Raw genomic sequence first — 20,674 nt, forward strand, 5'->3', positions numbered from 1 at the left:
ACCGTAAGAGACCGGGAATGACCCGGTCTTTTTTTTGCGGAAAAAAACATCCTTTTGCGGTCATAACGCTAAATAAATTCCATAATATGTTAAATGTTAAAACGAAAACCGGTAGACAAAAAAGGAGGGGTTTTATAAAATGAAGACAGTTTCACAACGATTGCTGAGCCTTACCGCATTCTTACTGTCAGTTTCATTATTTGCTGTTTCAGCTGAAGCAGCGGGCAGCCCGCAGACATCTGTATCAAACAGCGGTGAGGAGTTTGACGCAAATCAGAATCAGCCTGTACAAACAACACAGACATCCCCCGCTTATGAAGGAACGGGCCTCACCAAAAGACAGCTTGCACAAAACAGCAAAGCTGACATCAAGTCATTAAAGCCTTCCAGTATTATTGGGACAGACGAACGAATCAGAATTTCTCCTACAACATCATTTCCATATCGAGCGACAGCACAGCTGACCGTTACATACAGCGGCAGCACAAGCACCTACGGATGCACCGGTTTTTTTGTCAATGCCGACACGATCGTTACGGCGGGGCATTGCGTGTATGACCAGAAAAACGGCTGGGCATCGAAAATTACGGCAGCTCCGGGCCGCAACGGATCATCGTACCCGTACGGCTCTTATTCAGGCAAGACATTCTACAGTGTCAAAGGGTGGACAGAAAACGGTGACACAAACTACGACTACGGGGCAATCAAAGTAAACGGGTCGCCCGGGAATACTGTCGGCTGGTACGGCTACCGGACGACCAACAGTTCCAGTCCGGCCGGGCTTTCCTCAACCGTGACAGGATATCCGTGCGACAAAGTGTCCGGTTCCATGTGGTCAGACAGCAAGCCGATTCGTTCTGCCGAGACATATAAACTCACTTATACGACAGATACGTTCGGCTGCCAGAGCGGATCGCCCGTTTACCGCAATTACAGCGACACCGGCCAGACCGCCATTGCCATTCATACAAACGGCGGGTCGTCTTACAATCTGGGAACAAGGGTGACAAACAGTGTATTCCACAACATTCAATATTGGTCAAATCAATAAAGCTTTTGTTTTCTTTCTCGCGGCGGCCGTTTTATGCGGATGCGGCAAAGCGGATGATTCCGCCGCCAAAAAAGCATTGCCCGTTACGCTCCATGTTGAGGATGCAGAAGGCTCACCGGCGGCCGGTGTGACGGTCACCGTGATGAAAGCGGCGGAGTCAGATCATCAGCCGAATATAGACCGCGGAGAGATAATAGGCAAGACTGATCACCACGGCGAGATTGCATGGAAAAGCGGCGCGAAAGGAACCTATGCCGTCGTTTTTGAAAAAGACGGAGTACCGGAAACCCGGAATATGTCCTTAGCTGAGAATGATAAACATACGGTGATCAGCATTACATTGAAACACTGAAAAAAGCTTGCAGGCGGAATACCCCCTGCAAGCTTTTTGTTATCCTTTATGCACTTGGTATTCATAGACATCTTTCTTCTCAGACAGATGAGCGAACGTGGAAAGCACAAGGCCGAGAGCCGTCATCAGCGCACCGCCGGCAAACAGCCATGAGTAAGATCCCGTTCCCCCGAGAATCAATCCGCCGACCCAGGCGCCGAGCGCGTTTGCCAGGTTAAAGGCGGAAACGCTCACCGCAGCGGCGATTGTCGTGCCGTTTTCTGAGGAAGAAATAACCTTGGTCTGCAAAAGCGGCGGCGTGCCGAACGCACATGCGCCGAATAAAAATGTCGCTGAAACCGCGGCGGCGGGAAAAACAGCGATATAAGGGAAAATCGCCAAGACGCCGATCAAGCCGATCATCACACCGATCATCGTGCGTGTCAGCAGTTTGAGCGGCACTTTCCCCGCGAAGAAATTCCCCGCCACTCCGCCGAGACCGTAGGCAAATAATGCGCCTGTGATGCCGACTGTGCCGAACCCCGCTGAATCTCTTAAAATCGGCTCAATAAACGTGTAAGCGATAAATACGCCTGAGTAGCCGAGAATGGTGATCGCAAAGGAAAAAATCACTTGCTTATGCTTAAAGACACTCCATTCATTCATCAGCATCGGAATCACTTTCGGTTTCCGGTTCGGTACGACCAGCATCAGTCCGATCAGCCCGATCATGCCTAAAACGGAAATAATGAAAAAGACGGCCCGCCAGTTAAGGGCATCCCCTAAATAAGAGCCGAACGGGACACCGAGCATCAGCGCCACGGTTAATCCGCCGTTCATGGAAGCCGCGGCGGCGGAACGTTTTTCAGGCGGCACCATTTCACTCGCAAACACCATGGCGATCGCAAAAAAAGCTCCGTGGATGGATGCGGATAAAATTCTGGAAATCGCCAGCACGGCGAAGTTTGGCGCAAAGACGCTCATCAGGTTGGCAAGGACGAAGATGCCCATTAACCCTAGCAGCACCGGCTTTCTTGGCAGCTTAACCGCGATAATGGTTACGATCGGGCCCGTCAGGCAGACGCTCGCCGCGTACGCCGTAACAAGCATGCCCGCTGAAGATACATGTATATGAAAGTCATCGGCAATCGACGTCAGAATACCCATGACAGTATATTCCGTATACCCGATGGAAAATGTGCAAATCATTAAAACAAAAATCATTAATTTCACAGATGGCTGTTTCATTTTGATATTCAACGCAAATCGCCTCCTTTTTATTTAAAAAACAACGAATTCCATCTTAAAAGATATCAAAAATGAATTCAATCATTTTTTACTGAAAGGTTGAAACGAATGTGCCCGAAAAGAAAAAGAGGCCGGAACCGGCCTCTTTTGTTATTTTTTTTCTTTTAAAACGGAAATCGGCAGTGCTTCTTCCCCGTCAGACGGGGAAGATCTGTGTCCCCAGGCGAATACGCCGTTGATGTAATCAATGCGGAAAGTGTCATCAGAACCTTCTATCTGATACACCCCGCCGGGCCGAAAGTCTTCCGGGTTCAGCATGTAAGCTTTGGCCATCGTAATTTTCCGTTCAAGCACGGCCAGTTCATTTACAATGCCCATCTGTTCCGCTTTTCGCGCTTTTTCCGTCAGTCCCGCAATTTCTGTCTGTAGTTCATGAGGCGTCATTTGACTGTATCGTTTGTCCATTTCAGTTTACTCCTCTTCCTGCAAGAATTGATCAATATCGTCAATCGAGAATCCTTTTCTGAATAAGTACTGTTTGACCTTCATTCCGCTTTCATAGCTGCCGTCATAGCGGTATTTCCTGATCGCTTTTTCCGCATGAGCCTTCAGAGCTTCCATCTCGGCTTCATCATCATTTTCATACTCCGTCTGCTCCAGAGCGGCATTGATGACGTCGAAAGGGAAACCTTTTCGCTGAAGCTGCATCTGCGCCCGCTGTCTGATCTCTTTTGTGGACAGCTTTTTGTCTTTTTTCAGGATTTTGCCGATATGTTTCAGCGCTTCTTGTATCTGCTCATCAAATGTAAACGCACTGAGCGTCTCCTTGATGGTATCGTCGTCTATTCCTTTCGCTTTCAGCTCGCGGAACAGGACGTCAGGGCCTTTGCCGTTTGTTTTTTTGTGGGTGCTCGCATAAGCTTCGGCAAATTCTTTGTCATTTAAGTAGCGGTAATCGTACAGTTTATGGATGACTTCAGAAATGACCATGTCCGGCGTTTCTTTTTTCTTCAGATGATCCCGGACTTCTTTTTCAGAGCGCATCCGGTAAGATAAAAATTCTACGGCGCGGTTAAAGGCTTTTTTCACATCATCGCCGTACTGGATTTCAAGAATGTCAAGCTCGTCCAGTTCTTTCCCTTTTTTCAGGTCAAAACGCACAAGCACGTCGGCGTCGACGCTGAATGCATATTTCTCATCAAGAAAGATGTTGAAGCGCTCGGTATTTTTCTTTTGGGTCGATATTTTTGTAATAAACGGCATCCCGGTCTCCTTTCCCGCCCCGATGTTCAGGCGTTTTTCTTTTTGGCAAATGAGGTACAGTATATGTATCAACGTGTAAGGAGAGATGGATATGAATATCGCGATGACAGGCGGCACTGGTTTTCTGGGCCGGCATCTGACAGGTGTGTTTACCCGCCGGGGACATCATGTCTATATTTTATCAAGAAAACAGAGAGAAACCGAACAAAAAAATGTGACATATGTTCAATGGCTGGCCGAAAACGCGGCGCCTGAGCGCGAGCTTCCCCCTATTGATGTATGGGTGAACCTCGCCGGCAAATCCATCTTTGACCGCTGGACGGACACAACGAAGGAACAAATCATCTCAAGCAGAATAGAAGCGACGAGAGAAGTCAGACGGATTATGAAGCAGCAGCCGAAAAAACCCCGGGCTTTGATTCAGGCCAGCGCCGTCGGCATTTACGGCACAAGCACAGAAAAAACGTTCACCGAACAGTCCGATACGTCAAATGAAGATTTTCTCAGTCATACGGCTCATATGTGGGAACGTGAAGGCCAGAAAATTGAAGCGCTCGGCATCCGGACGGTATATGCCAGATTCGGGGTGATGCTCGGTGAAAAAGGCGCCCTGCCGCTCATGGTTCTCCCTTATAAGCTGTTAGCCGGAGGCACCGTCGGCTCTGGACGACAATGGCTGTCATGGGTTCATGTCGATGACGCCGCGGAACTTATTGCTTTTGCGGCGGAGCATGATGACTTGTCCGGTCCCATGAATGTGACATCGCCGAACCCCGTGGAAATGAAGCAATTCGGAAAAACGATCGCAGGCGTCCTGCACCGCCCCCATTGGATTCCCGTACCGGAACTTTTTCTGGAGAAGGCCTTGGGAGAAATGAGCCTGCTGATCGTAAAAGGCCAGCGCGCCCTGCCTAAGCAGGCGCTGACATCCGGTTTTCAATTTACGTATGAAGAACTTGATTCCGCTTTAAAGGATCTCTTATCTGCATAAAAACGGAAATAAAAGCCAATCCTATTGGTATTCTGTTTTGAAGGAGGGTCTTCTTTTATGGAAAAGAAGCGCGAAAAACATCAGCAGGGAGCCAATCTGAAAAAAATGCAGGAAGTCCTTTATTCCGGTGAATTCAAAAAAGCGGAAAGAGCAGCCAAACGGAAATAAACTGAATAAAGATCGGGACCGGGCAGATACTATGTTTGTTTGATATCACTTTTTTCAGGGGGCGATTGATATGGGCAGAAATCATACTCACAAAAACCGTGATAAAAACAAACAAAAACTTCCTCAAGTTCCGGATGCTTTGAAACGCGAAACAGACGGCACATATGAGGAATATTCAAGCGAGCTTGCTGATTCCGCTGACCGTGAAGCGCAGGCGCGGATGAAAGCCGCTGACAACAGAGCTAAAAGCAAAACCCGCTAATACGAAATCCCCGCCTCTGTATAGAGACGGGGATTTTTTTACAGTTCGGTAAACAGGCTTTTTGCCGGCGTCCGTTCTTTCGCCTTAGGCTGTTCATCCGGATAGCCCGTTTGAATGATGGCGGCAAAGCGCTCATTGTCAGCAAGGCCGAAGTCTTGGTGCACCTGTTTGTCATACATAATGCGGCCGCTTTTCCAGACCATGCCGATGCCGTTTTCATGTGCGAGAAGCTGAAGGTTTTGAATCATGCCGCTCAGCGCCGCAAAATCATCGTTTCTCGTAAATTCATTTTCATCTTCTTTTAAGACGACCAGCAAAAATCCCGGAACGGCGCTGAGATTTTTTCTCATGTTCCGCTCTTTTTCCTCGTTGAAATCATCTTTTATCTTTTTGAAAAATGAGACGTAGCTGTCCGCAAGCTTTGCTTTTCCCGCTTCGCTTGCTGCGTAGATAAAACGCCATGGCTCCGTCAGTCTGTGGTTCGGTGCGTAAACGGCCGTTTCAAGCATATCTAATATGACTTCAGAAGGTACGGTTTCCGGTTTAAACGACCGGATGGATCTTCTGTTTCTGATTGTATGTGCAAGACTTTCGTTTTGCTGTAATTGTTCGGTTTTCGGCATGCCGATTCACCTTCCTATCCAAATGAAAATGATTATCATTTATAATATAACGGATACGACCGGCATTTGTAAACCGTTACGGAAGCTGAAAATTGATTGTTTCGGCATACACGGCCGTTCCCGTCATCTTGATGTTCATCTCTCCGTTTTCCTCCGCGATCCTGATTTCCACTTTTCCGTCTTTCCCGATTTCCTGGCCTTGTTCAATCGTGAGGCATTCGGCTTCGGAGCCTCCGTATTGCCGCATATAGGCTGCCATGACGCCTGAAGCGGTTCCCGTGACGGGATCTTCGGTCGTTCCGGAGAAAGGGGAAGAAAAATGGCGTCCGTGCAGATCACTTTCCGGATGAACGGTTTCCAGAGAAAACGGATGAACGCTCGCTTTCGGAAGATCGCGCAAAATAGCGGGGAATTGTGCGTTGTCCGGCACCATATTCCGTGATGCTTTAAGTGATCTCAGCGGAACAATCAGTGTCCAGATCCCCGTTGATCCGTAAACAATCGGCAGCCCGCTGTGAAAATCCTCAGCCGTAATCCCGAGCGAGGCCGCAAGCTTTTCTTTGTCACCCGTAAACGGCAGAAATTGCGGGGGAGCCTGTTCGAGTGTGATGTATACCCGGCCGCTTCGTTCAGCGGCTTTTGCGGGAAGAATGCCGGCTTTTGTTTCAATTTGATATGTCTGATCAGCCTGAAGCCTTCCCTTTTCAATTAATGCGTAAAGAGAGGCGACGGTAGCATGTCCGCATAAATTCATTTCGTGGCCGGGTGTAAAATAGCGGATGCGCAGATCGGCTTCTCCGCTTTTACAGAGAAATGAGGTTTCATTGTACCCTGCCATTTCGGCGATCATCTGCATCTCTTCATCTGAATAATCATCTCCGTTAAAGACGATTCCCGCGGGATTTCCCAAATCAGGAATATTGGAAAACGCTTCATATTTAAACACGGTTGCCTGTTTCATTCATCAGCCTTCCTTTCACCTTATGATCATGTTATTCAGTATAACAGAGTGAAATTAGAATTTTTAGTTAATTCTTCGAAAAAAAAGACGCCTTTTAACGGCGTCTTTTTTTTGGTTTTTCCGATCAGGCGGGTGACGAGAATCATCGTGACGGACAGCGATCTGTTTTTGCGGTACGCCAAGTATTTCCCGCGCCACTCCGGTTTGTATTTTTCTTTAAAGGCCCGCAGCCCGCTGAAGCTGTACATATACCGGACGTTGTTGAAGATGACGGCCGCGATTCTTTCCGACCAGAAAGATGTAAAAGCCGTTCCTACGTTTGACAAAGGCGCCATGCCCATATTGAAGGTGGTATAGCCTTTTTCCTGCGCCCAGAGAAACAGACGGATGAAAAGCGCGTCCATAATACCGTTCGGCGCGCTTTTCCGATAACGCATCAAGTCGACGGATATCTCGCCTTCCTGATACATCGGCATCAGGTTGGCAAAAGCGATGATCTCCCCTTCCGCGTCTTTCACGTAAGCAATCGGCGCCTGTTCCAAATAATCCCGGTCGAAGAAACCGAGAGAAAAACCTTTCTCTTTTTTCGGTCCGAGCCATTCGTCCGAAATGTCTTTCAGCTTGGCGATAAACTCGGAGGAAAACGGCGGTTCCCCGACATGAAATGTGTAGCCTTCGCGGTCAAATTTGTTGTTAATCGCCCGCAGCCCCGCTTTTTTCTTACCTGAGAGCGTAAAGGCCTCCATATCCACGAACGCTTCTTCTCCAAGCTTGAAGAAGTTATAGCCGAAGTCATGATACAGCGCCAGATCTTCACGTTCGATCTGATAAAACATGACACTCAGCCCCTGCTTATGCGCTTCATTCAGAAATTCTTCAATCACAAGCGGAAAAGAGTCTCTCTGTCCTGACGGATCACCGAGCACGACAAGCCTTCTGGAAATCTGGCTGAACAATAAAAGCGCTTTGCCGTCGCTTGAGAAATAAAACCGCTTATCCCCGAGAAAGCCGAGATGGCTGAGTGCGTTTCCGCCTTCTTCCGCCAAAAAGGACTTCAGCCGTTCAGGATCGGCCTTTTCTCCGATCGGCTTCGATCTTTTATGATAAAAGAACGTAAACAAAAGGAAAAACAGCGGCACAACAATAATGGCCGTCATCGTGGCATATGTAATGTGCGAATTGTTATGGACGAAATAATCGTGGCGCAGCAGCCGATTCATTTTATCCCAAATAAAGCCGGCAATGAGATTGTAGTTAAACAAGGCGATAATAAACAGAGCGGCCGCAAAAATCATCTGGCCGAGCGTATACGAAGCCTGCTCTCTGATAAACTGCCGCTTTAACAGCACAAGCAATACGATGACGACAGGCAGAATAAAGATCGCGCTGATGTTCAATCCTTTTAAGAAACTGAACACAAAACCGCCGACCAGCGCGGCAACCGCCATTGAATAAGAACGTTTCGTCCGTTTGTATAATTCAATCGGCAAGATTAAAAGAATCAAAGCCGCGCTTAACGATAACGCGTTAAACGCAAGGAGCGCCGGGCGCGGAATATGCGGGATGACCGTCTCCCTGTCAATCGGCAGGGCGACGGACGCCAGCACGACCACTCCCGCCATGAAAACCAAAAGCGACAGCGAACCGTAAAGCACCCTGATTAAGATAGCGCGCTGGAATACGAGAAGCACGTTCGTCGTTTCCACGGCGGGCGCCATCTTCGGATTTGATTCCAGCCGTTTAAGCGTATTTTCCGTTAAATCGCCAGCCGCAAAGAACAGCCCGAACACAAACGGAATAAATGAATACACAATCCGGTAGATGACGATGGATGTCACAACCGCCTCCTGCGGAAAGCCCATATTCTGCATGCCGAGCAGAAACAGAAGGTCAAACGAACCGAATCCTCCCGGCACAAGACTGATGATTCCCCCGATAGCGGCAATGGCAAATACACCGAATACATGGCGGACATCCGCGTGAATTCCCATGACATACAAGGAATAATACATGACGACAGCCGCCGCAAACCATTCAGCAAACGATGCCCCGATGTAAGAAAAAACCGGATGCCTCGGTTTTGCTTCACCGTCTTCTGCGCCAGCTTTTTTATTGTTGATCCCAGCGGCGATTAAGGCTGCCGGCACAATAAGCGCCACTCCGGCGATAACAGCCCACAGCCACGGTTTCTCACCTGTAATCTCTCCAACCGGCAGAACGCGGGCGATGGTCAGGATACTGAAGACGGACAGCCCGAGCAGCGCTGAGGACGTAAGCCAGGCGATGCCTGCGACGAGGCGTTTTACGTCATTCGTATGTTCTTTGTAAAGCATCGTCCGCAGCCCGACACCCGCCAGACCGCCGAATCCAAGGACATTGTTAAAGGAATTGGCGATAAAGGAGACCCTGAATACTTTCCAATTCGGAATGTTGAGGCGAAGCGTCCGTTTCAGCACAAAGTCATAAAAGGACATTGCGCTGACGGCAAGAAGGCCGAGCAGAACGAGAATAAATAAATCGTAACGCTCAATCCCGTTAATAATGTACAGCGTTCGTTTAAAAGAAAGGTCTGTCAATTCCTTTTTGGACTGATAAATGACTAAAAGCAAAACTGCAATAGGAAATAATACTTTTAATATCGATAAGGCATTCTTTTTAGTCAGCAATGTTCTCTCCAATCATCATAAAATAGCTTATTTATTATAATTCCCCCAATAATCTCCAACATATTATACACTACCACCTCACATTCAAACAAAACTCGTCTGCAACTTTCTTTCTCTGATTAAAATCAGTAATATGGTATGCAGGAGTATAAATGAGGAAGTGAGACGATGGATTATAATCTGCATGATACAACAGTATTAAGCGGCGATATTTTTTCTCCTGAGGAACGGGATATTTGGGTGCTGTACATGAAAGTGATGACATCGGCGGGGCTCGGCGATGTGTCGGAGTGGATGAAGCTTGATATGAGCATGCCGCAAATGAAGGTGCTGATGCTTCTGAACAACCACGGGACGCTTAAGGTGAGTGACATAGCGGAGAAAATGGGCGCTTCTCTTTCAAATACGACGGGGCTGCTTGACCGTTTAGAAAAATCATGTTTCATTACACGCGCTCCGTCAGAAGAAGACCGCCGTTCAGTCGTCGTTCAATTAACGGAAAACGCGAAAGATATTTTCCGCAGCCTTTATCAAAAAGGACATGTAAAATTGAAGCGTTCATTGGAAACACTGACCGCTGAAGAAAAACAAACGGTCAATCAAGGTCTTGCCATTTTGGCAAGAGCGCTTGATTCTTCCAAACAGGGATAGAGATGAAAAAGGCCTGCCGGTATCGGCGGCCTTTTTTTGTTTGACATTTAATTCACTTGAAGTGAATAATATATTCGAAGTGAATTAAAAACAGGAGGATTGATCAGTATGCCGAAGCCATTGCAAACAGAAAAAAACCAGAGCCGGGCCATCACTCTCTTTACGATCGGTGTGTTCATGGCGGCGCTGGACAACGGAATTATTTCCGCTGCTCTGACGACGATTAACGGCTCTTTTGATGTTTCTCCTTCATGGGGATCGTGGGGAGTGACCCTTTACACATTGGGACTCAGTGTCAGTGTGCCGATTGTCGGCAAGCTGTCGGACCGATACGGGCGGAAAAAGCTGTTTATGATTGAAGTCGGGCTGTTCGGACTCGGCTCTTTGCTTGTCGCACTCAGTCAGAGCTTCCCCATGTTTTTGGCGGCACGGCTCATTCAGGCGCTTGGCGGCGGCGGAATTTTTATTATCGGGAGTTCGCATGTGCTGGCCGTGCTTCCGAAGGAGAAACAAGGGAAAGCTCTCGGGCTTTTAGGGGCGATGAACGGTATGGCGGCCGTCCTCGGACCGAATATCGGGAGCTTTTTGCTTGATGTAACCGGGTCGTGGCATTGGCTGTTCTTGATTAACCTGCCGATTGCCGCCGCTTTGGTTGTGTGCGGCGGTTTGTTTATCGCTGAAACGAAAGAGCCTGAGGCGAAACGGCTTGACCTCACCGGCACAATGCTGCTGTCTCTTGCGATCTTATCTTGTATGATCGGTATCACGAATCTCGATGGGGCGAAGCTGTCAGAAAGCATAATGGACGTAAAGGTATACGGGTATCTTTTGGGAGCTGCACTTCTCTTTCTGGTGCTGCTTAAGGTCGAAAAGCGGGTTGAAAACCGAGGGGGCGATCCGATTCTCGCCTACTCGCTGCTGCAAAATAAAGTGTTTCAATGGACGCTCGTCATCGGATTTTTATCGGGAGGGCTGCTCGCTGCGGTCATTTTTATTCCTTCTTATGCGGAGCAATATTTGCACGTATCGGCGGAGAAAGCGGGTTATTGGATGACGCCGCTCGCGTTGGCGTCAGGCATCGGAGCGTGGCTCGGCGGGGCGATCACGGATAAAAAAGGTCCGGTCTTTTCCGCGGTTGTATCAGGCGCCATCGCATTTGCAGGCTTCAGCCTGTTTCCGTTATGGGTGACGGATAAATGGGAATTTGTCACAGCGAGTGTCATTGCGGGGATCGGTTTCGGATTTCTGCTCGGGGCTCCGCTGAATGTGCTTGTATCAGAAACGGCGGGCCAAAACAAAGGAACAGCGCTCGGCACGCTGTCACTCGTAAGGCAGGTCGGGCTGACGCTCGCTCCGGCTTTATATGCCGGCTTCATTACAGCGGGCTTTGACCGGATCGGAGATGACATCAAAAACCGTTTAGCGAAAAGCGGCATTCCCGCTGATCAGGCGCAAACGCCGGATATCGGCGGCGGACTTTCTTCGTTGCAGGAGCAAGTGAGCCGAATCCCCGTTCCCGCTGTCAAAAAAGCGGTTTCTGATGCGATTGAAGCGGGCATTGCCAGCGGCTACCACCATCTTTATACGGCAGCCGCCGTCATTTCATTATGCACGATTGTATCTGCGGCTGTTTTGGCGTTTTTCCGAAAGCCGGCACCCTCTAAGACAGATGCCAGCCCATCCTCCGGGAAAGCTCAGTAATATGAGCGATGTGATGTTCAGAGTGCCAGACATATAGTCCGAGCGCTTGTTCCAGCGTAACCGTCTCTTTAGATACAGGATGGAAGTATGTCCGTTTGAATTGGGCTTCCGTCATGGAGCGCAAAAGAGCGGCCCATCTTCTGTGCAGGATCGTTAACAGCTCAAGCGCATCCCCGCAAGCGGCGGTTTTGGAATCATGAAGATCGGCCCAGCCTTTTTCATCATAAGGACGGATTTCCGGTTCATTCTCCGTTAAGCTCAATTTAAACCGGGTATAGCCGTTCATGTGGCTGTCCGCCAGATGGTGAACCACTTGGCGGACAGTCCATCCCCCTTCGCGGTACGGCGTATCAAGCTGACTGTCCGACATCGCTCTGACAGCTTGTTTCAGTTTGGCCGGAGCGTGTTCGAGCGTATTGATCCATTCTTGTTTCTGTCCGGCCGAAATCGATTCAGCCGGCTGATACTCTCCAATCGGATAGCTGAGGATTTGTTTTTCCATTTTTGTCTCTCTCCCGTTGATCGTATTATGAAAGTATGATGGTGATGTCGCAGCCTTCCGCTTTCGCTTCACGAAAGACCTGAAGCACACTCTCGGCGCCATTTTCTGTAAGCTGCTTGCTTTGTTCAAACTGTCTCCATTCTAAAACGAGGGGGTATTCCACCCAGCCGGTCAGACAATCCCATAAAGCGTCAAGGTTTTCACCGTAGTATTCGGGAAGGGCAAGTTCCTTTTTCAATGTCTGGTGCAGGTCGCTCATACTTCTGATTTGCTCCCCGTTAATAACTGCTTTATTCATGCGCGGCTCCTTTCCCATGTTTTTATTCTATCAGTTTACCATTTTCCTCTTCAGAAGTGACCGGAGTCTGCCGCGGTTCCAGCTGGACAATGCCTTGCCCGCCGTCAACGGCCACCCTGTCCCCCGTTTTCAGTTTTGACGTTGCATTTCCGCACCCGACAACGGCAGGAATTCCCAGTTCCCGGGCAACGATCGCCGCGTGGGACAAAGGGGCGCCGACGTCCGTTATGATAGCAGCCGCTCTTGGAAAAAGCGGGGTCCAGCCTACATTGGTTGTCGAAGTCACTAAAATTTCCCCCGCCGCAAAAGAATCCCCGTCTTCCGGAGCATCAAGGACACGGACAATGCCCTCCACTCTCCCGGCCGCTCCCGCGAAACCTTTTAAAGTATGCGCATCATCAGTTTCCGCCGGCATAAAAGCATCGTAATAATCCGCTCTTCTGTCAGGATCTTCAGCCCATTTAAACGGATTGAACCTTCCGTTAATAACGGATGGGAACGGCGGCAGTTTTTTATAGGTTTCATAGTTTTGCTTTCTCGCTTGAATTGACGCAACCGCCGGCTCTTTCCCCGCGAGCAGATCGGTTATTTCATGCAGATACAAGAAGAAAATATCGTCCTTCATGCCGGTCATTTCCGCCGCTCTGAGCGCGAATGCTCTGGCTGTCCGGTACACCCTGACAAATTCGGATCTGGTTGTCTCTCTAATATTCGCGTATTCTGACGCTTTTTCCATTTTGGCTTTGAGCCATTTGACCTTATGAGGAAACTTTTCTTCAAATCTTCGGAAGGCCTGTTCATGCGCCCGCTGCTGTTTCAAAAGCAGTTGTTCGGCATCAATACCCGACTCCTTGTGTTCTTTGATCTGCTTCGTCAGCCAATCCCGGTTTTCTCCCGGATGCGGTATGGAAAGTTCGTATTCATGCGGGCCACGGTGGCCTTGGTTCCTGAGATATTCTTCCTCGCTCATACGGCCTTTCATGACTTGATCAATGCCGATAATCGGCTCCAGGCTGGCCAGTCCGCCTTTTCCCCTCAGATTGGACAGCAGGAGATTCGCATCTTCTATCCCTGCGAGTTTTGTTAATTGAGAGGTTAACGACGAAGAGGATTGCGCAGAATCACGCCCGCCGGATATTAACGCAAACCACGCGTTGCATAAATACGGATAGATCTCATTGTTCCATATCGCTAATAATGCCCGCTCCGTTTCGGCCCGTTTCAGCTTTTCCTCAATATTCCGGCACCACTCCGGCGATTCGTCCAAGTAGGAGGACATGTTTTTTTTCGCGAGCTTCATTTTCGACAGATACGGTTTCAGTTTTTTCGAGATGATCTTCAAAAGTTCATACTTTGAGAACGGATATAAAGGAATCTTCATTTCCGCCGGGATTTCTCCCAATGTATCGCTCATCATTTTTCCTATTTTTCCGCCTTTCGGATTCAGACCGAAAGCGGCGAGAACGGAAAGAGGCTGGCTCATATTGTTATAGGCTCTTCCGCAAATATTGCCGGACCAGACATAATAGCCCGGAATGATGCCCGACTCTTCATCCAGATTCCGGAGGAGCGACCATGTCAGCGGCGTCATCACATCGGGAATCGCTTCTCCTATATTTGTGTTTGTCCATAAAAAATCACCGCTGAAAGAATCATTCCATTCATAGGTTTCCAGATTTCCGGCCTGTAAGGTCGTAATCGGGCGGGATTGAAGAATATACAATGTCCCGCCCGCGGCGGCCCATTCAATATCCTGCGGCCCTCCAAGATCTTTTTCCAGCTTTTTCGCCAGTTTATAGAGCTTTGACGCATATTTGCGAAATTCCCCGGGGCCGTCATATTTTTTCTTGGGCCGTGCCAGTTTAAAAGAATAGGCATCGGCTTCCCCGGAAACGAGCTGCTCCCCGAGACCGTAGACGTAATTGCCTGTCATCTCCCGCCTGCTCCCCGTAATCGGATCTGCGGTAAACAGCACTCCGGATATCTCAGACGGTATCATCAGCTGGATGACGATTGCGATTTCATGCTCATCTTCCATTCCCTGAACGGCGCTGTACGCTTTTACCCTTTCTGACTGTGCCGATCGGCGGACTTCATCAATCGCCCTGGACATGTCTTGATCTGTTTTGACATTCAACACCGTATCGAATTCTCCGGCAAAGGAAGCCTGAGCTGAATCCTCGCTCAGCGCGGATGAGCGTACGGCAAACAACGCAGATGCATGGCGGCTGCGGATGGATTTCACATATTGATCAATAGCCTCTCTCGCCTGATGGCGCAGCTGTCCGTCCTGAAAGGCAGACGGCAAAATCACAAACCCTTCAGGCACAGGATACCCGCTTTGATACATTTTAGAGAGAATGCTTCCTTTTCCTCCCGCAAAGGAATAAAGTTCGTCCGGAAGTTCTCCGAATGTTTTGACACAGTCATTCATAATGTCCCCGCTCCTTTTTAGTCGTTCATCCAAGCTCACAGTTTTTCTCTTTTTCACTTTTTTTGAAAGTATTTCCTATAAGTATACAATATATCGGTCTTCACAAGGGAGAAAATCGATGGCGTTATGTTGTCATAAATGCATCCGTCAAAACGGCCGCAGCGGGGTCTTCAGCCTTACAGTGAAAGCGCTATTAAAATTAGAGATAGGCTGCCCGATACTGCTTGCCTGGCATTCGCTTCCGGCTTGCCGCGGGGGGTTTCGTTTGCAGGTTATGTCAACTTCCGTATCAAAAAGGCGGCCGAAACGCCGCCTTTTTTTCAGACTGTGCGGCCTTGATGCGCCGCCGTATTTCTTTTGGTCTGCTTCGGCTGATACACTTTCCCGACAAACAGGTATCCGTATCTGAAATGGTTGCACACCCAAGATAAGAAAATGGGACCGAGCGTGCAGATCAAAAATAAAAGAAGGATGGCAGCCGGCAAAGGCATTGATCGCAAATAGCCTTCCAGAAGATATCCGCTGATTAAAAAGTAGGAGTGCAGCAGATAGATTGAAAACGAATAGTTGCTGATCATCATCACAATCGCGGGCACTTTTTTGAGCTTTGAAAACAGATGAAAACACAGAAAGATCATACTGACCGCGTAAATCATAATATCCGGACGCTTAGAGGAAATGGAGCCGCCGCTGATATATGAAACGGCCACAATCAATATTGCCGATACGGCCGCACTGAAGTAAACCGCATAACGGTACTGATTGATGAGCGATAAAAAACGCGGATATTCCTTTCCGCAATAAAATGCCAGACAGAAATAAAACACCCAGCCCGGGAACGGAACCCAAAAGAACGGAAAAATAGAATCAAGCCCCGATGATGCCGGCGGATGAAAGATGGAAAAGTAAGCCAGATAGACGGCGTTGATGATAAACGAAACAGACAGCACCCACATGGGAGATGTGTTGTTCAGCCAGCGGTGCAGCAGCATATGGAGAATGTAAAATTGAAAGATCACAAGAATGAAGTAGCCGATGAAGTTTCCTAAAAACACATTCTCTAAAAATTTACCGATCACTGAAACGAAGCCGGCTCCTTCTTCCGCCACGCTTTTCATTAAAATGGCATCCACCGCGGCAATAAACAGAAACGGCACGAAAATGACTTTGCCCCTTTTCTTTAAAAAACCCGCGGGAACGCCTCCCGGGTATGACCTGGCAAGCAGAAATTCCGAAATAAAGATAAACGCCGGCGTGCTGAACATCAACAGGGTCCGAAAAGCATCAACCGTATGGGCGGCACTGGCTAAGGACTCTTCCTGAATCATCAGCACCATTGAAACTACGTGAAGCAGAACCACACTTAAACAGGACAGGCAGCGAATCACAAAAATTTCTTTTATCTGCATGCGGCCGCTCCTTTTTCACAAGCGCGCCGGACTTTAGCGTATGCTTGGCGCAGCCATTTTTCCCGTAGCTCGGGTGTGCTCGTTTTGACGACAGAAAAAAGGTTCCGCTCGGCTTTTTGAATGCCGCAAAATTGCAGAATGCCTTTTTTCAGCGTAATCCAGTCCGAGTTTTTCCGGAACCACTTTAAGTACCAGCCCGGGGAATCCGCCGTATAAAAGACCTGTGCCGTCTCTGCCCGGAGCAGTCCTTTTACGCGGCCTTTTTCATATGTGTAGGCTTCTCCGGCGACAAGCACTCTGTCAAAAAAGCCTTTCATAATCGCCGGAACGCCTCCCCACCACAGCGGGTAGATGAAAATGAGATGATCCGCTTCTTTCATCAGTTTCCGGTATTTCTTCGTTTCAGCGTCCCGGTTCATGTCAGAGCGCTTTTTTTCGCCGCCGTACTTCAGCACGGGATCAAATTGGTCGGCGTATAAGTCAATGACCGTATAGCTTTGGCCGCTGTCCTTTAAAGCCATGACGACGTATTTTACGAGAGCCGCATTGAAACTGTTCTCATCCGGGTTTGCATACACAATCACCGTCTTCATATGTCCCTCCCATTATTTCTTAATTTTTACAATGATTATATCATGTTGTCATATGAATGAGGCAAAGACATGAGAAAGGCTTTTTCCAGTTCTGCTGCCGTTTCGATAACCCCTTTCTGCATATTTTCGCTGATTTTGCCGCCGCAGATTCAATGACAAGCATCCGGCACTTCTGCGTTTTTGAGCGGCCGTATGGTATACTAGCTGTCAAATGAATGGCTTGGAGGACAACATGAGAATTTTAAAGTACGCGATTTTAGGGCTTTTGCGAAAAGGCGAATTGAGCGGATATGATATATCGAGCTATTTTAAGGAAGAGCTCGGCCAGTTTTGGAGCGCAAAGCACAGCCAGATTTATCCGGAATTAAAAAAACTGACGGCTGAGGGATTTATTACGTTTCGCACTGCGATTCAAGGAACAAAGCTTGAGAAAAAAATGTACACGCTGACTGACAAAGGAGAGCTGGAGCTTGCTGCCTGGCTGACGAAAAAAGACCCGATTCCGGAAACGGTGAAGGATGAATTTATGCTGAAGGCTTATTTCATCTCAGCGTTGACACAGGAAGAAGCGGATGAGCTATTCACCGACCAGCTCGTAAAGCGGAAGGAGAAATTGTCCGATCTGGAAAACAGTTATCAAGAACTGATGACATCGTCCGCGGAGGCGGATTCTTTTTCTTCTCCTGATTTCGGCCATTATCTCGTGCTGACAAAAGCGCTTGAGCGGGAACGGAATTATATTTCCTGGCTTGAAGATATTTTGGCTCTCATCAAAAAAGCATAAACAAAACGGGGCGGCTCTGTATCTGCAAGCCGCCTGTTTACGTTCTGAGAACCGCATTGATAAACGAATCAGCCATTAAAATAAGAAAAAGCAGACTGAAATACACAATCGAATAAAAAAACATCCCCTTCGACCATTGCGTGTCATCCGCCGCCTGAAAGCCTTTGACGCTCCGGTACAGCCAGATGGCCCCGAGCAGGAGAGCGGACGCGGTATAAAACGGGCTGACGTCTATATAAAGAGGAACGAGCAGCGAAACCGCAGTCAGAACGGCAATATAGCGCAGCATTTTTATTTTTGTGGCGCGGTTGCCTTTTAAAATCGGCAAAAGCGGAATGCCGGCGGCACGATACTCTTCCTTTCGCCTGATTCCGATCGCCCAGAAATGCGGCGGCTGCCACAAAAACATAATCGCGAATAACAAAATCGCGGGCATATCAATGTACCCGGCCAGCGCGCAATAACCGATTAAAGGCGGAGCCGCCCCGGGAAAGCTGCCGACAAATGTGCTCCAGACGGATTGTCTTTTAAACCAAAGCGTATACACGACGGCATACAGCAAAAAGGCAAGCAGGCCAAGAACGGCGGTCAGTACATTAAGTGAAGCAAGCATGATGAATCCGCAGGCGCCGAGACATGTGCCGTACAGGATCATGACCGGCGGCGGTATTTTTCCCGTGACGCTTGCGCGGGTGCGGGTTCGTGCCATCTTTGCGTCCATGCCGCGGTCAAAGAAGTTATTAAAAACAGTGCTTGATGCCATGACCAACGCCGTTCCGATCATGGCAACCGCCATGGCGGCAAATATACCGGGCCCTCCGCCCGTCCTTTCTGACTGAATCCATGCGATCCAAAATCCGCCCAATGCGGCGAGTGAATTTGAGATGATAATCCCCGGTTTGGCAAGAATGATAAAGTCCTTGACCGTCATCCGGTTTCCGTTATGCTTCATCGGCTGTTCCGTCTGTGCTGCATTTGAGTTCATTTGTTCAGGTTCTCCTTTTTCGGCTTATCATATCAGGAAGAATCAGGAAGCACAATTTATTTTGGACATTTTTCACACAATTGTAAATTGTATATGAAAAGCCGCATCTTGTGACCGGATGCGGCTTTTGCCTTTTTCTATTCAAATTCTGCCCATACAGCTTTTTCAATCCGGCGGATGCCCTGAGCTCGGGCCGGCGATGGCGGCTCCACGCGTCATTTTTGCGCCTCACTGAGATGTTCGCTCTCTTCAGTCACTCAAAAGCCGTGTGTATATTGCAAATCGACGTTCTTCTTTCCCGAGCCTTTTCAAGAAAACTTCAGAAAAATAAAAAACCTTGCCGGTTAGACGGCAAGGTTTGTTTCTTACAGTGTAAATGCGATATCCGCCCCTGATACAGGGTCTTTGACGAATACGCCCTCTTCTTTTTCTTCGATCTCAAAGCCGGCATCGGTCAGCGCTTTTGTCACACGTGACAGCTCTTTTTGATGCGGCAGCGCGATGGTGTAATAATCCAGCCCGCTTGCATTTCCCGGTTTCGGCGGCGCATGTTTTCCGGCCCATATATTCAGACCGATGTGATGGTGATACCCTCCCGCTGAAACAAACAGAGCGGACATGCCCGCGTAATTGCCGACAATATCAAAACCGAGAATATCGGTGTAAAACGCTTTGGCTTCCTGTAAGTCCGTCACATGAAGATGGATGTGGCCGATAACAGTTCCTTCTGGGAGACGGCTTTTCCGTTCAGCTCCGGCTTCTTCCAAAAGCCCGTCCACATCGACGGGCGCCGTTTGCATGACATAATTGCCCTCTGCATCCCGGCGCCACGTGCTGCGGGGACGATCGGCGTATATTTCAATACCGTTGCCGTCCGGATCAGACAGGTAAAGAGCCTCACTGACCGCGTGATCCCCCTGACCGAGCGCGATGCCGTTTTCAATCAGCCTGGCCAATGCGATGCCTAGTTCTTTCCGGTCAGGCAGAAGTATCGCGAAATGGTAAAGGCCGGTGACAGACCGCTCCGGCAGAACGACGGCGCTTGGATTTTCTTCAAGCACCAGCAGGACGCGTTTTCCGTCTGCTGACAGTCTTGCAGAACGATCTGTCTGCGAGATGACTTGAAGGCCGATGACATTCCGGTAAAAGCCGAGCGAGCGTTCCATATTTTTAATGGTCAATTTGACATAACCGATTGCCGTATCTTGATGAATGCCGATCATTTGAACGCCTTCTTTCTTATGCTGAAAAAGTTTCTCCCTTTTTTGATTTGAAAAGGAGCTGATCCAATGAAAGCAGACGGCTTCCTGAAAGCGCTAAATGAATTGACGCAACCAGTAAGATGAAATCAAATTCCGATCCGCCCATAAATGGTGAGGAAAGCTTCGCCGTGAAGATGGCGCCGACTAATGTGACGGCAAACAGAACGCCGATAATGCGCGTTGCCAAACCGAAAAAGATCAGAACCCCGCCGACAAGCTCAATCGTCGCGATGACATAGACCATAAAGGCCGGAAGCCCGATGCTCTGGAAAAATTGCGCAGTTCCTTCCAACCCTTGAAACTTGGATAAACCGTGAACAAAAAAGATAATACCTGTTACAACCCTTAAAAGCAGTGTTCCTGTTTCGAATGATTTATTCATAAAATCCTCCTTGAAAATTATTATCACTTACTTTATGTAAGCTAGTATATATACATAACTTATTTACGTCAAGTAATTTTGTTACATTTAACGAAAATAACTTAAAAGT

Annotated in this window: 22 protein-coding genes; 8 read left to right on the forward strand and 14 right to left on the reverse strand. The window is 48.5% G+C overall.

Annotation, left to right across the window (positions count from 1 at the left end; translation table 11 throughout):
• Window positions 1-139: 139 nt before the first annotated feature.
• Together D5S11_RS15100 and D5S11_RS15105 are read left to right on the forward strand one after the other, a co-directional pair.
• Window positions 140-1,051, forward strand: coding sequence for a trypsin-like serine peptidase (locus D5S11_RS15100; RefSeq protein ID WP_108725088.1), 912 nt, complete (start codon window positions 140-142; stop codon window positions 1,049-1,051).
• Window positions 1,014-1,403 carry a DUF2606 family protein gene (locus tag D5S11_RS15105; RefSeq protein WP_032867737.1) on the forward strand — a complete coding sequence of 130 codons (390 nt, stop codon included), beginning with the start codon at window positions 1,014-1,016 and terminating at the stop codon, window positions 1,401-1,403. Before D5S11_RS15100 ends, D5S11_RS15105 begins: the two co-directional genes overlap by 38 nt.
• A 39-nt stretch (window positions 1,404-1,442) precedes the next feature.
• Here the strand turns inward: D5S11_RS15105 and D5S11_RS15110 are convergent, their stop codons facing one another.
• The 3 genes from D5S11_RS15110 to recX form a co-directional block, all read right to left on the reverse strand.
• Window positions 1,443-2,636: an MFS transporter gene (locus tag D5S11_RS15110; RefSeq protein WP_108725304.1), complete on the reverse strand. Its 1,194-nt coding sequence runs from the start codon at window positions 2,634-2,636 to the stop codon at window positions 1,443-1,445.
• A gap of 144 nt (window positions 2,637-2,780) precedes the next feature.
• The gene (locus tag D5S11_RS15115; RefSeq protein ID WP_007408553.1) at window positions 2,781-3,095 is read right to left on the reverse strand and encodes a YfhH family protein; all 315 of its coding nucleotides are present in this window, start codon (window positions 3,093-3,095) and stop codon (window positions 2,781-2,783) included.
• A gap of 6 nt (window positions 3,096-3,101) precedes the next feature.
• Window positions 3,102-3,893 carry a recombination regulator RecX gene (recX, locus tag D5S11_RS15120; protein WP_012117114.1) on the reverse strand — a complete coding sequence of 264 codons (792 nt, stop codon included), beginning with the start codon at window positions 3,891-3,893 and terminating at the stop codon, window positions 3,102-3,104.
• A 91-nt stretch (window positions 3,894-3,984) separates the two neighbouring features.
• Here recX and D5S11_RS15125 point away from each other — a divergent pair, with 91 nt between their 5' ends.
• From D5S11_RS15125 to D5S11_RS15135, 3 genes are all read left to right on the forward strand, one after another.
• A complete protein-coding gene (locus tag D5S11_RS15125; protein WP_108725089.1) occupies window positions 3,985-4,884 on the forward strand; it encodes a TIGR01777 family oxidoreductase in 900 nt (299 codons plus the stop codon).
• Between the two features lie 57 nt (window positions 4,885-4,941).
• The gene (locus D5S11_RS15130; protein WP_003155504.1) at window positions 4,942-5,052 is read left to right on the forward strand and encodes a YfhE family protein; all 111 of its coding nucleotides are present in this window, start codon (window positions 4,942-4,944) and stop codon (window positions 5,050-5,052) included.
• A gap of 70 nt (window positions 5,053-5,122) precedes the next feature.
• Window positions 5,123-5,314, forward strand: a complete 192-nt coding sequence (locus tag D5S11_RS15135) for a YfhD family protein (RefSeq protein WP_003155508.1) — start codon at window positions 5,123-5,125, stop codon at window positions 5,312-5,314.
• Between the two features lie 38 nt (window positions 5,315-5,352).
• Here the strand turns inward: D5S11_RS15135 and D5S11_RS15140 are convergent, their stop codons facing one another.
• From D5S11_RS15140 to mprF, 3 genes are all read right to left on the reverse strand, one after another.
• Window positions 5,353-5,937 (reverse strand): nitroreductase family protein, encoded by a 585-nt coding sequence (locus tag D5S11_RS15140; RefSeq protein WP_007408549.1) that lies wholly within the window; start codon window positions 5,935-5,937, stop codon window positions 5,353-5,355.
• Window positions 5,938-6,013: 76 nt separating this feature from the next.
• Entirely contained in the window at window positions 6,014-6,898 is an 885-nt protein-coding gene (locus D5S11_RS15145) for a PhzF family phenazine biosynthesis isomerase (protein ID WP_108725090.1), read from the reverse strand.
• A gap of 35 nt (window positions 6,899-6,933) precedes the next feature.
• Complete coding sequence (mprF, locus tag D5S11_RS15150) at window positions 6,934-9,564, reverse strand: bifunctional lysylphosphatidylglycerol flippase/synthetase MprF (protein WP_128424634.1); 2,631 nt, start codon at window positions 9,562-9,564, stop codon at window positions 6,934-6,936.
• A 168-nt stretch (window positions 9,565-9,732) separates the two neighbouring features.
• Here mprF and D5S11_RS15155 point away from each other — a divergent pair, with 168 nt between their 5' ends.
• Together D5S11_RS15155 and D5S11_RS15160 are read left to right on the forward strand one after the other, a co-directional pair.
• Window positions 9,733-10,215 carry a MarR family transcriptional regulator gene (locus D5S11_RS15155; RefSeq protein ID WP_012117110.1) on the forward strand — a complete coding sequence of 161 codons (483 nt, stop codon included), beginning with the start codon at window positions 9,733-9,735 and terminating at the stop codon, window positions 10,213-10,215.
• A 108-nt stretch (window positions 10,216-10,323) separates the two neighbouring features.
• Window positions 10,324-11,916, forward strand: a complete 1,593-nt coding sequence (locus D5S11_RS15160) for an MFS transporter (protein ID WP_020955522.1) — start codon at window positions 10,324-10,326, stop codon at window positions 11,914-11,916.
• On the opposite strand, the gene bstA is transcribed toward D5S11_RS15160, so the two are convergent.
• The 5 genes from bstA to D5S11_RS15185 all read right to left on the reverse strand — a co-directional run bounded on the left by bstA (window position 11,876) and on the right by D5S11_RS15185 (window position 17,152).
• Window positions 11,876-12,418, reverse strand: coding sequence for a bacillithiol transferase BstA (gene bstA / locus D5S11_RS15165; protein WP_047935463.1), 543 nt, complete (start codon window positions 12,416-12,418; stop codon window positions 11,876-11,878). The two genes, D5S11_RS15160 and bstA, sit on opposite strands and share 41 nt — an antisense overlap.
• Before the next feature lie 25 nt (window positions 12,419-12,443).
• Complete coding sequence (locus D5S11_RS15170) at window positions 12,444-12,716, reverse strand: ribonuclease inhibitor Barstar (protein ID WP_007408543.1); 273 nt, start codon at window positions 12,714-12,716, stop codon at window positions 12,444-12,446.
• A 22-nt stretch (window positions 12,717-12,738) separates the two neighbouring features.
• Window positions 12,739-15,150 (reverse strand): PEP/pyruvate-binding domain-containing protein, encoded by a 2,412-nt coding sequence (locus tag D5S11_RS15175; RefSeq protein WP_053104680.1) that lies wholly within the window; start codon window positions 15,148-15,150, stop codon window positions 12,739-12,741.
• A 320-nt stretch (window positions 15,151-15,470) separates the two neighbouring features.
• Window positions 15,471-16,559, reverse strand: coding sequence for an acyltransferase family protein (locus D5S11_RS15180; protein ID WP_020955519.1), 1,089 nt, complete (start codon window positions 16,557-16,559; stop codon window positions 15,471-15,473).
• Entirely contained in the window at window positions 16,550-17,152 is a 603-nt protein-coding gene (locus D5S11_RS15185; RefSeq protein WP_015417051.1) for an NAD(P)H-dependent oxidoreductase, read from the reverse strand. Before D5S11_RS15185 ends, D5S11_RS15180 begins: the two co-directional genes overlap by 10 nt.
• A 232-nt stretch (window positions 17,153-17,384) precedes the next feature.
• On the opposite strand from D5S11_RS15185, the gene D5S11_RS15190 reads away from it, so the two are divergent.
• Entirely contained in the window at window positions 17,385-17,936 is a 552-nt protein-coding gene (locus D5S11_RS15190; protein ID WP_012117104.1) for a PadR family transcriptional regulator, read from the forward strand.
• Between the two features lie 37 nt (window positions 17,937-17,973).
• Here the strand turns inward: D5S11_RS15190 and cyoE are convergent, their stop codons facing one another.
• The 3 genes from cyoE to D5S11_RS15210 all read right to left on the reverse strand — a co-directional run bounded on the left by cyoE (window position 17,974) and on the right by D5S11_RS15210 (window position 20,565).
• Window positions 17,974-18,921 carry a heme o synthase gene (cyoE, locus tag D5S11_RS15195; protein WP_032867752.1) on the reverse strand — a complete coding sequence of 316 codons (948 nt, stop codon included), beginning with the start codon at window positions 18,919-18,921 and terminating at the stop codon, window positions 17,974-17,976.
• A gap of 365 nt (window positions 18,922-19,286) precedes the next feature.
• Window positions 19,287-20,144: a catechol 2,3-dioxygenase gene (catE, locus tag D5S11_RS15205; protein ID WP_108725091.1), complete on the reverse strand. Its 858-nt coding sequence runs from the start codon at window positions 20,142-20,144 to the stop codon at window positions 19,287-19,289.
• Window positions 20,145-20,160: 16 nt separating this feature from the next.
• Complete coding sequence (locus D5S11_RS15210) at window positions 20,161-20,565, reverse strand: DoxX family oxidoreductase CatD (protein ID WP_032870707.1); 405 nt, start codon at window positions 20,563-20,565, stop codon at window positions 20,161-20,163.
• Window positions 20,566-20,674: the final 109 nt, after the last annotated feature.

It is taken from the genome of Bacillus sp. L75, from assembly GCF_003676355.1.
Classification (GTDB): domain Bacteria; phylum Bacillota; class Bacilli; order Bacillales; family Bacillaceae; genus Bacillus; species Bacillus velezensis.